The sequence below is a fragment of the Streptomyces sp. NPDC054872 genome (genome assembly GCF_053610705.1).
Genome location: NZ_JBSGYY010000076.1, coordinates 1 through 9,141, shown reverse-complemented (window position 1 = coordinate 9,141; position 9,141 = coordinate 1). Strand labels below are relative to the sequence as shown.

At 69.6% G+C, this 9,141-nt stretch carries 7 protein-coding genes; 4 read left to right on the top strand and 3 right to left on the bottom strand.

What is annotated here, in order from left to right; genetic code table 11:
• Nucleotides 1–65 precede the first annotated feature (65 nt).
• A complete protein-coding gene (locus tag ACWGIH_RS43100) occupies nt 66–1,700 on the bottom strand; it encodes a protein kinase domain-containing protein (RefSeq protein ID WP_453451381.1) in 1,635 nt (544 codons plus the stop codon).
• A gap of 295 nt (nt 1,701–1,995) precedes the next feature.
• Here ACWGIH_RS43100 and ACWGIH_RS43095 point away from each other — a divergent pair, with 295 nt between their 5' ends.
• Nucleotides 1,996–3,579 carry a protein kinase domain-containing protein gene (locus ACWGIH_RS43095; protein WP_453451382.1) on the top strand — a complete coding sequence of 528 codons (1,584 nt, stop codon included), beginning with the start codon at nt 1,996–1,998 and terminating at the stop codon, nt 3,577–3,579.
• Nucleotides 3,580–3,681: 102 nt separating this feature from the next.
• Here the strand turns inward: ACWGIH_RS43095 and ACWGIH_RS43090 are convergent, their stop codons facing one another.
• Nucleotides 3,682–4,140: a pyridoxamine 5'-phosphate oxidase family protein gene (locus ACWGIH_RS43090; RefSeq protein WP_453451383.1), complete on the bottom strand. Its 459-nt coding sequence runs from the start codon at nt 4,138–4,140 to the stop codon at nt 3,682–3,684.
• Nucleotides 4,141–4,253: 113 nt separating this feature from the next.
• On the bottom strand, nt 4,254–4,916 hold the full coding sequence (locus tag ACWGIH_RS43085; protein ID WP_453451384.1) for a response regulator: 663 nt from the start codon (nt 4,914–4,916) through the stop codon (nt 4,254–4,256).
• A 381-nt stretch (nt 4,917–5,297) separates the two neighbouring features.
• Here ACWGIH_RS43085 and pdhA point away from each other — a divergent pair, with 381 nt between their 5' ends.
• The 3 genes from pdhA to ACWGIH_RS43070 are packed head-to-tail and all read left to right on the top strand — an operon-like array spanning nt 5,298 to nt 9,030.
• Nucleotides 5,298–6,476, top strand: coding sequence for a pyruvate dehydrogenase (acetyl-transferring) E1 component subunit alpha (gene pdhA, locus ACWGIH_RS43080; protein ID WP_453451385.1), 1,179 nt, complete (start codon nt 5,298–5,300; stop codon nt 6,474–6,476).
• 2 nt (nt 6,477–6,478) lie between these two features.
• A complete protein-coding gene (locus ACWGIH_RS43075) occupies nt 6,479–7,459 on the top strand; it encodes an alpha-ketoacid dehydrogenase subunit beta (protein ID WP_453451386.1) in 981 nt (326 codons plus the stop codon).
• An 11-nt stretch (nt 7,460–7,470) separates the two neighbouring features.
• Complete coding sequence (locus ACWGIH_RS43070; RefSeq protein WP_453451387.1) at nt 7,471–9,030, top strand: dihydrolipoamide acetyltransferase family protein; 1,560 nt, start codon at nt 7,471–7,473, stop codon at nt 9,028–9,030.
• Nucleotides 9,031–9,141 lie beyond the last annotated feature (111 nt).

Genomic DNA, 9,141 nt, shown 5'->3' with positions numbered 1-9,141 from the left:
CCGGTCACGAGGTGACCGGGCCCTTCGCGTCGATTATGTCGATTACGTCGGTTACCGCGACCGCGTCAGGCCGGGTTGCCCGTGGAGAGGGTGAACTCGATCTTCACGTCGTCCGGGTCGATGTCGGAGCCTTCCTTGGGGGACTGCATCATGACCGTGTCCTTCCCATAGGTGTTCTCGTCCATCGTGCGCTTGTCGAACTGCCAGCCGGCCGCCTGCAGGCACTTCTGCACCGAGCGCCAGTCCCTGAAGGTGAAGTCAGGGACCTTGATCTTGGTCTCGTCGTTGTACGCCGTGTCGGGTTCGAGGCACTCTTCGGTCTCGATCGTCTTCGACCGGTCCGGGCCCCGGTACCCTGCCACCGGCGCGGCCGACTCCTTGGCCTTGTCGCCCTTGTCGTCGTCGCCACCGCTCAACGACATGGCCGTGATCAGGCCGCCGATGGCGAGCAGCGCGACGACGATCGAGCCGACGATCACCGGCATGTTCCGCTTGCCGCCCGATCCTGAGCCGCCGCCCTGCACCGAGGTCTGCGACTGCTGCGGCGAGAGCGTGTACGGGGGCGGGGTCTGCGAGGCCTGGGGGGCGTACGCGTTGGTGGGCGCCGGGGTCGGGTAGCCGCCCTGCTGCGGGTAGCCGTAGCCCGGGGTGACGGGGCCCGGGGCCGGGGTGGGCGGGCCGTACGGACCCGTTTGGTACGGCGTCTGGACGCCGCCCTGCTGCGGGAGCGAGGAGTCGACCGGCGGGAAGACCGCGGCGCCGACGCCCGCGCCACTCGCGGTCTGGGCGCCCGGCACGATGCTCGGCGCGGCCGCCTGCAGGGACTGGGCGACGCGCAGGCACTCGTCGCGCATCGCCTCGGCCGTGGGGAAGCGCTCGTTCGGGTTCTTCTTCAGCGCGCGGGCGACGATCGCGTCGACCGCGGGCGGCAGCGAGCGGTTGATCGAGGACGGAGCGACCGGCTCCTCCTGGACGTGCGCATACGCGATGGCCAGCGGCGAGTCCGCCTCGAAGGGCAGCCGCCCGGTGGTCAGCTGGAACAGCATGATGCCGACGGAGTAGAGGTCGGACCGGGCGTCCACGCCGCGGCCGAGCGCCTGCTCCGGCGAGAGGTACTGGGGGGTGCCGACGACCATGCCGGTCTGCGTCATGGAGGTGACGCCGGACTGCATGGCGCGGGCGATGCCGAAGTCCATGACCTTGACGACGTTGCGCTTCGTCATCATCACGTTGCCGGGCTTGATGTCGCGGTGGACCAGGCCCATCTCGTGGCTGATCTCGAGAGCGGCGAGCACATCGGCGGTGATCTTCAGCGCCTGGTCGGTCGGCATCGCGCCGAACTGGGTGACGGACGCGTCGAGCACGGAGCCGAGCGGCTTGCCCTCCACGTACTCCATGACGATGTACGGCATCGTCGCGCCGTCCAGCTCGTCCTCGCCGGTGTCGAAGACCGAGACGATGTTCGTGTGCGTGAGCTTGGCCACCGACTGGGCTTCGCGGCGGAAGCGCTCGCGGAAGGACTGCTCGCGGCCGAGCTCGGTGTGAAGCGTCTTGATCGCGACTTGACGGTCGAGCACGGAGTCGTACGCCAGGTGGACGGAGGCCATGCCGCCCTCACCGAGAAGATCGCGCAGCTGGTACCGGCCACCGGCCAGCGAGCGCCCCGCATACCGTCCCTGTGCGCCGTCCTGGCTGCTCATGTCGTGCGTCCCCCATCGGCGCGGTGTGCCGGACGGCTCCGCGATCGGTGATCGATTCCCGCTATTCCTGGCCAAGTCTGCCCGAGGGCACCGACACGTCAAGCTCGATGCCCGTTCCGTGACCGTACGCGCAAGAAGCGTCTCGGAAGCGTTACAAGTTTGCGCGCGGGGGCACTCGGCGGGTTTGATGTCCGGTCCACCTCGAACCGCCGTGCCGCGCGAAGGCTGTAGCGTGGCCCGGCGGGGTTCCCCCGGTACCACCGAGCACCACGACCAGAAACGACGGCGAGGACTGATGGCACAGACGCAGCGCGCTCAGGGCCCGTCCGACCCCGAGGCGACTGGCGGCGGTATGTCAGATGCGCCCGAGTTGTGGGGCAACGGCGGGCTTGTAGGGGATGGCCGGTATCGACTGACCCACAGACTCGGCCGAGGCGGCATGGCCGAGGTGTTCGCGGCCGAGGACGTACGACTCGGCCGTACGGTCGCCGTCAAGCTGCTCCGCTCCGACCTCGCCGAGGACCCGGTCTCCAAGGCCCGCTTCACGCGCGAGGCCCAGTCGGTGGCGGGGCTCAACCACCACGCCGTGGTGGCGGTCTACGACTCCGGTGAGGACGCCGTCGGGCCGAGTGTCGTCCCGTACATCGTCATGGAGATCGTCGAGGGCCGGACGATCCGCGATCTGCTGCTCAACGCGGAGGCGCCGGGTCCCGAGCAGGCCCTGATCATCGTCTCCGGGGTGCTCGAGGCGCTCGCGTACTCGCACCAGCACGGCATCGTGCACCGCGACATCAAGCCCGCGAACGTGATCATCACCAACACCGGCGCGGTCAAGGTGATGGACTTCGGCATCGCCCGTGCGCTGCACGGCGCCCAGTCGACGATGACCCAGACCGGCATGGTCATGGGCACGCCCCAGTACCTCTCCCCGGAGCAGGCGCTCGGCAAGGCCGTCGACCACCGTTCCGACCTGTACGCGACCGGCTGTCTGCTCTACGAACTCCTCGCGCTGCGGCCCCCGTTCACCGGCGAGACGCCGCTCTCCGTCGTGTACCAGCACGTCCAGGACATCCCGGTCCCGCCGTCCGAGACCTCGGACGCGGCGCCGCCGGAGCTGGACGGCCTCGTGATGCGCTCGCTCGCCAAGGACCCGGACGACCGGTTCCAGACGGCCGAGGAGATGCGCGGCCTGGTCCAGTACGGGCTGCAGATGCTGCACGAGCAGGGCAGCCACACCGGGACCTGGAACACCGGCCCCGTCGATGTCGCGGGCATGCACGAGGGCGGCAGCACCCCGGCGATGGGCGTCTCGGGCGCCGCCGCGATGCAACACCCGGGCGACTCCGGCACCGCGCAGATCCCGGGCGCCATGCTGCGTCCGCCGGGCGGCGACGACGGCGGCTTCGAGGGCGGTCACCGCGACGGCAAGGGCGGCGGCCGGGGCAAGGCGTGGATCCTCGTCGTGCTCGCGATCATCGCGATCGCCGTGGGTGTGGCGTTCGCGCTGTCGGCGGCCGACGACAAGACGAAGGACAAGGACACGCCGACCAAGGCGCCGACGAAGCAGTCGGAGACCAAGAAGCCGAGCAAGAGCGCGGACGAGGAGACCTCGGACGACACCGCGACGCCCGGTGACGGGTCCGGCGGTCAGGGCGACTGGACGCCGGAGCAGCCGAACACCACCGGCCCGACGGCTCCCACGACGCCCACCGAGAGCCAGCCGACGGACGAGCCGACGGAGCCGACGGACGAGCCCACCGAGCCGACGGACGACCCGACGACGCCGACCGACGACCCCACCCCCACCGATGGCGGTGACGAGTCGCCGGCGACGAACGGCGGCACGGAGGGCGAGGCCAACAGCGGCGCCGAAGGCTGAGCCGAGCCGCACAGCTCATCGACGAGACGCACGCGCGCGTGGAGCCCCGGAAAGGGCACCACGCGCGCGTGCTCGTTCTGCACTGCCTTATCTGGCACTGCCTTATCTGGCGGGGGCACTCGTCGAGAAGCTGCGCTGCGGCTCTCGCCGCCGGCCGCCGTGCAGGGTGTGCACCGTGGCAAGCTGCGGCTCTATGCGCAGGTAGACCGGGTCGTAGAGCTCGCCGTCCACGTAATGCGGGCCCGGGCCGAAGAGTTCCAGTTCGGCGGTGGTCGGCTCGATGGCCTCGCACAGGCCGACGAACTGCACGGTCCACTGCCCCGTGCGCGCGGTCTCGGCGCTGAGATTGTCCGCCCCGTAGGCGACGACGCTGCCGATGCAGGCCTCGTGGTACCCGTACCCCTTGTGCATCCGCAGCAGAATCCGCCCGTCCACGACGACGTGGCGGGCCGCGGCGAGGAAGGGCAGCGCGCGCATGCTGGTCGCGACCCGGCCGTAGTCGGTGCGGCCGAGCAGTTCGAAGGCGAGCCGGTCGTCCTGTTCCTGAGCGTCGGAGGGCATGCGTCCACCCTCTGGCACCGGCGGGGGGCCGGGGAAGGGGATCCCGCCCCTAGGGGACGGGGACGTAAGTCCCGTTTCCGATCACGAATAGCTACGCACCGTGACGAAAAGCGTCAGTGTTGCTGTTCGGCCTGCATACGGGCCACGTAGGCGGCCGCCTGGGAGCGGCGCTCCATGCCGAGCTTGGAGAGCAGGCTGGAGACGTAATTCTTGATCGTCTTTTCGGCGAGGTGCAGACGTTCGCCGATCACCCGGTTGGTCAGACCCTCGCCGATCAGGTCGAGAATCTTCCGCTCCTGGTCCGTGAGGTTCGACAGCCGGTCGTCGCCCTTGGGGGTGTTTCCGTCGCGCAGCCGTTCCAGGACGCGGGCCGTGGCGACGGGGTCGAGCAGGGACTTTCCCGCGGCCACATCACGTACGGCGGAGAGGAGTTCATTGCCGCGAATGGCCTTCAGGACATAGCCGGAGGCGCCCGCCATGATCGCGTCGAAGAGAGCCTCGTCGTCCGCGAACGAGGTGAGCATCAGGCATTTGATGTCCTCGTTCCGGGAACGGATCTCGCGGCAGACCTCCACGCCGCTGCCGTCCGGCAGACGCACGTCGAGAACGGCCACGTCCGGCCGTGTCGCCGGGATCCTGACCAGGGCGTCCGCCGCTGTTCCGGCCTCTCCGACGACCTCGATGTCGGACTCCACGGAGAGCAGCTCATGGACTCCTCGCCGCACCACTTCGTGGTCGTCGAGGAGAAATACCGTAATTTTTCGGTCTTCGCGCACGGAGTCAGTCTCACACACGATCTCTCCCGCTGCCTGAGCTGAACTCTTCCCGTGCGCGGGGTGGCCGGGATAACGTGCCGGTGTTCCGGCCCCCTGCCAGGCTGTGATCAGTGCTGTGACCAGGAACTGTTCCCGACTTTCTGGATTTACTCGGTAATCCAAGCAGTCAGATACTTGGAAATCCAAGCAAATTCGCAGGTCAGATGGGGTTTCACAGAAATGGGAAGCACTGGGTAACGTGCATTGTGCAGGGCGCTCGCCGGGGCACCTGTCACGCCTGTTCCCGGCCGAGTCGCACCCACCCCGTGCGCGGGCACGGATCAGGCGAGCCGCACTGGCTTACCCGGTAATCCCGGGGGCCGGACCGACGGAGGAGCACACGTGACCGTGGAGAGCACCGCCGCGCGCACACCGCGCCGCAGCACTACCAGCGGCGGCAAGCGCGCAAGCGCCAAGAAGGCCGCGCCGAAGAAAAGCACGGAACCCCAGCTTGTCCAGCTGCTGACCCCTGAGGGCAAGCGGGTCAAGAATGCCGAGTACGACTCGTACGTCGCGGGCATCACCGCCGACGAGCTGCGCGCCCTGTATCGCGACATGGTCCTGACCCGCCGTTTCGACGCCGAGGCCACCTCCCTGCAGCGCCAGGGCGAGCTGGGCCTGTGGGCGTCGCTGCTCGGCCAGGAGGCCGCCCAGATCGGCTCCGGCCGTGCCACGCGCGACGACGACTACGTCTTCCCCACCTACCGCGAGCACGGCGTCGCCTGGTGCCGCGGGGTGGACCCGACGAACCTGCTCGGCATGTTCCGCGGCGTGAACAACGGCGGCTGGGACCCGAACACCAACAACTTCCACCTCTACACGATCGTCATCGGCTCGCAGACCCTGCACGCCACCGGCTACGCCATGGGCGTCGCCAAGGACGGCGCGGACTCGGCCGTGATCGCGTACTTCGGGGACGGTGCCTCCAGCCAGGGCGACGTCGCCGAGGCGTTCACCTTCTCCGCGGTCTACAACGCTCCCGTCGTGTTCTTCTGCCAGAACAACCAGTGGGCGATCTCCGAGCCCACCGAGAAGCAGACCCGGGTGCCGCTCTACCAGCGCGCGCAGGGCTACGGCTTCCCGGGTGTGCGGGTCGACGGCAACGACGTGCTCGCCGTGCTCGCCGTCACCAAGTGGGCCCTGGAGAGGGCGCGTACGGGCGAGGGGCCGGCGCTCATCGAGGCGTTCACCTACCGCATGGGCGCGCACACCACGTCCGATGACCCGACCAAGTACCGCAACGACGACGAGCGCGAGGCCTGGGAGGCCAAGGACCCGATCCTGCGCCTGCGGACCTATCTCGAGTCCGAAGGTCACGCTGATGAGGGATTTTTCGCGGAACTCGAGGCGGAGAGCGAAGCGTTGGGAAAGCGAGTGCGAGAGGTGGTGCGGGCGATGCCGGATCCGGATCTGATGGCGATCTTCGAGAACGCGTATGCGGACGGGCATGCGCTGGTCGACGAGGAGCGCGCGCAGTTCGCCGCGTACCAGGCCTCGTTCGCGGACGAAGGCGGTAAGTGACCATGGGCGTACAGAAGCTTCCCCTTGCCAAAGCGATCAACGAATCGCTGCGTACGGCGCTCGACACCGACCCCAAGGTCCTCATCATGGGCGAGGACGTCGGCAAGCTCGGCGGCGTCTTCCGGGTGACGGACGGGCTGCAGAAGGACTTCGGCGAGGACCGGGTCATCGACACCCCGCTCGCCGAGTCGGGCATCGTCGGCACGGCCATCGGCCTGGCCCTGCGGGGCTACCGCCCGGTGGTGGAGATCCAGTTCGACGGCTTCGTCTTCCCGGCGTACGACCAGATCGTCACGCAGCTCGCGAAGATGCACGCCCGCGCGCTCGGCAAGATCAAGATGCCGGTCGTCATCCGCATTCCGTACGGCGGCGGCATCGGCGCCGTCGAGCACCACAGCGAGTCGCCCGAGGCGCTGTTCGCGCACGTGGCAGGGCTCAAGGTCGTCTCGCCGTCGAACTCGTCGGACGCCTACTGGATGATGCAGCAGGCCATCCAGAGCGACGACCCGGTGATCTTCTTCGAACCGAAGCGGCGTTACTGGGACAAGAGCGAGGTCGACACGGACGCCATCCCGGCGCCGCTGCACAAGGCCCGGGTCGCCCGCGAGGGCACGGACCTGACGCTCGTCGCGTACGGCCCGATGGTGAAGGTCTGTCTGGAGGCGGCGGCGGCCGCCGCCGAAGAGGGCAAGTCCCTCGAGGTCGTGGACCTGCGGTCCATGTCGCCGATGGACTTCGACGCGGTGCAGGCCTCGGTCGAGAAGACGCGGCGGCTCGTCGTGGTCCATGAGGCCCCCGTCTTCCTGGGTGCGGGCGCGGAGATCGCGGCGCGCATCACCGAGCGGTGCTTCTACCACCTCGAAGCTCCCGTGCTGAGGGTCGGCGGTTTCCACGCGCCGTATCCGCCGGCGCGGTTGGAAGAGGAGTACCTGCCGGGACTCGACCGGGTGCTCGACACCGTCGACCGCTCGCTGGCGTACTGAGGGAGAGGGTCGTGACGACGATGACAAGTGCCGCGCTCGCCGAGTTCAAGATGCCCGACGTGGGCGAGGGGCTCACCGAGGCAGAGATCCTCAAGTGGTTCGTGGCGCCGGGCGACACGGTCACCGACGGGCAGGTGGTGTGCGAGGTCGAGACGGCCAAGGCCGCCGTCGAACTGCCCATCCCGTTCAACGGTGTCGTGAGCGAACTGCGCTTCCCGGAGGGCACCACGGTCGATGTCGGCCAGGTGATCATCTCGGTGGACGTGTCCGGCGGAAGCACGCCCGCTGAGGCCGCCGCGTCCGCTGGGACCGCGGCTCCAGCCGAGGCCGCCGCTCCCGCCGAAGCCGCAGCCCCGGTGCAGGAGGCTCCCGCCGCGGAAGCCTCTGCCGAGGAGCCCGCTCCCGAGGGCCGGCAGCCCGTGCTCGTGGGCTACGGGGTCGCCGAGTCCTCGACGAAGCGCCGCGCGCGCAAGGCTGCTTCGGAGCAGGCGGAGGCCGCCGGGACGTACTACGCGGCAGCGGTCCAGGCCGAGTTGAACGGCTCCGGCTCGGCAGCCGCCGCGCCCGCGCCCGCAGCCGCCGCGCCCGCCGCCGCGGCCGCCGCCCCCGCGGGCAGCCGGCCGCTGGCGAAGCCGCCGGTGCGCAAGCTCGCCAAGGACCTGGGAGTTGACCTCACGGCCATCGTCCCGTCCGGCACCGACGGGATCATCACGCGCGAGGACGTGCACGCGGCGGTGGCCCAGGCCGCCACCTCGGCCAACGCCTCCGCCCCGGCCCCGGCGTCCGCGCCGGACCAGGTGCCGGCCGAGGCCCCCGCCTCCGTCGAGGACTCCACCGCCGGAGCAGTCGCCCCCGCGGTCGGCGCCGGCGTCCGCGAGACCCGTATCCCCGTCAAGGGCGTCCGCAAGGCCATCGCCCAGGCGATGGTCGGCTCGGCCTTCACGGCACCGCACGTCACGGAGTTCGTGACGGTGGACGTGACGCGGACGATGAAGCTGGTCGAGGAACTCAAGCAGGACAAGGCGTTCGCGGGCCTGCGGGTCAACCCGCTCCTGCTGATCTCCAAGGCGCTGCTCGTGGCGATCCGGCGCAACCCGGACGTCAACGCGGCGTGGGACGAGGCGAACCAGGAGATCGTCCAGAAGCACTATGTGAACCTGGGCATCGCCGCCGCGACGCCGCGCGGCCTGATCGTGCCGAACATCAAGGACGCGCAGGCCAAGACCCTGCCCGAACTGGCCGATTCGCTCGGCGAGTTGGTGTCCACGGCTCGTGAGGGCAAGACGTCGCCGGCCGCGATGCAGGGCGGCACGGTCACGATCACGAACGTCGGCGTCTTCGGCGTCGACACGGGCACGCCGATCCTGAACCCCGGCGAGTCCGCGATCCTCGCGGTCGGCGCGATCAAGCTCCAGCCCTGGGTCCACAAGGGCAAGGTCAAGCCGCGTCAGGTGACGACGCTCGCGCTCTCCTTCGACCACCGCCTGGTCGACGGCGAGCTCGGCTCCAAGGTGCTGGCCGACGTGGCGGCGGTCCTGGAGCAGCCCAAGCGGCTCATCACCTGGGCGTAGCCCGGCAGTACGTCAAAGCAGTACGTCGAAGGGGGCCCGCCGCGTGCAGCGCGGCGGGCGCCCTTGGTGGGGGCCCGTGCGGGGTCCGGGGCAGGCCTCGTGCTTGATGGC